The 1365-nt window shown below is 64.9% G+C and carries 1 protein-coding gene; it reads left to right on the top strand.

Annotated features, from left to right (window positions below):
* Positions 1 to 194: 194 nt before the first annotated feature.
* On the top strand, positions 195 to 1040 hold the full coding sequence (locus MKK67_RS10810; RefSeq protein WP_243964163.1) for a helix-turn-helix domain-containing protein: 846 nt from the start codon (positions 195 to 197) through the stop codon (positions 1038 to 1040).
* Positions 1041 to 1365 lie beyond the last annotated feature (325 nt).

Genomic DNA, 1365 nt, shown 5'->3' with positions numbered 1-1365 from the left:
CGCCAAACGAGGAGCCCGTCGAAAATCTAAGTGGCCTGTGGGGGCCGGTTTCCAATCCCCACAAGCCACGAGACGCCCCCAGGCGTCAAGCGGGAACGCCAATTCCCGCGATGATGAGGCTTTGCCTTGTGGACCGGACGCCCTCGCGGCGGCCCGGAACGACCTGTTGCGGCCCTTTCACGGGGCCGAGGACCATGTTTGCCGACGAGTTGAAGCGCGCCATCGAGGCTGCGACCCGAATCACCCTGCCGTCCGTGACGGCGCTGCTGTGGCGCGCCTACGGAGACGGGAAGGTCACGGAGGCCGAGGCTGAGGCGCTATCTGGCCTGATCGAGGCGAGAACATTGTCCACGGGTAGACCGCGGCCCGAACAGACCTCGAACCCAACAGAAACCGTCACACCCCAAACAGGGGATCCCGCTAAGAACGTATCAGGTCTCGCAGGAGCCCCCAGGAGGCCCGGCGCTGGATCCCGGCCACGCACGGACGCCTCGATGGAGCGCCGCCGCCGGTGGGCGGCCTCTGGCCGCATGCCGCAGGCTATCGTCGCCCGGTTCACCTTGGCCGAGCAGGCCGTGCTCTCTCTCGTGGCTGCCGAGGTGGCGCGCCGGAAGGACTGTCGGCTGTCGATCGAGAACATGGCCGCCGTCACAGGCGTGTGCCGCTCGACCGTGAAGAACGCGATCCGCGAGGCGGCGCGGCTAGGTCTGCTGACGGTCGAGGAGCGCCAGATCACCGGCTTCCGCAACGACACGAACGTGCTCCGCATCGTCTCGCCCGAATGGACCGCCTGGCTGCGGTTAGCCCGGAAGGGGAATACCGCCTGGCCTACCCCTGCCCAAGGGGAGGGACGTCACGGCCCCACCTTCCAAAGAGGAGGGGTCAAAAGCGTGACCAGCACGCCTACTGAGGTTCCAGATCTGGGGAAAACAAGTCCAGCGGAACCGAAAAAGGGCTGCCGACGAGCGGCTGGCGACCTCGACCGATCAGGTCAGCCGGGAATCCGCGCAGTTCGTGGGGCAGGCGGAGCTATGCGGTGAGGGTCTGCGGTCGGGCGTTATGACGAACACAGCGAGTGGCCGTGAAGCAGTTCGATTACATTCGTTTGCCACTGTACTGCCTCGGTCGAAGCTCGCTGAGGTTTAGACGAGTCGTAAACCGATCCATTGCTACTCTCCCTTGCCCGAACGAGCAGAGACAACTTCCGTGCTAGATCGGTTTAGAGTTACAACCAAGGGTAGATACTGCCTGTCTGGCGGTGAGGACGTGCCGTGCCTCGCCGACGTATCCGCCACTGACTTCGTCGAGCTGCGCCGCCTGACAGAAGGGCCCCTCCCTCAGGCAGGAGCGCGCGTGATCTGCTAC

The sequence above is a fragment of the Methylobacterium sp. J-072 genome, from assembly GCF_022829425.1.
Classification (GTDB): domain Bacteria; phylum Pseudomonadota; class Alphaproteobacteria; order Rhizobiales; family Beijerinckiaceae; genus Methylobacterium.
The sequence above is the reverse complement of the archived record's forward strand: the minus strand, read 5'-3'. Positions and strand labels throughout refer to the sequence as shown.

Coding starts and splice junctions, on each gene's coding strand:
- MKK67_RS10810 (WP_243964163.1), top strand. CDS start 195: ATGTTTGCCGACGAGTTGAAGCGCGCCATCGAGGCTGCGACCCGAATC.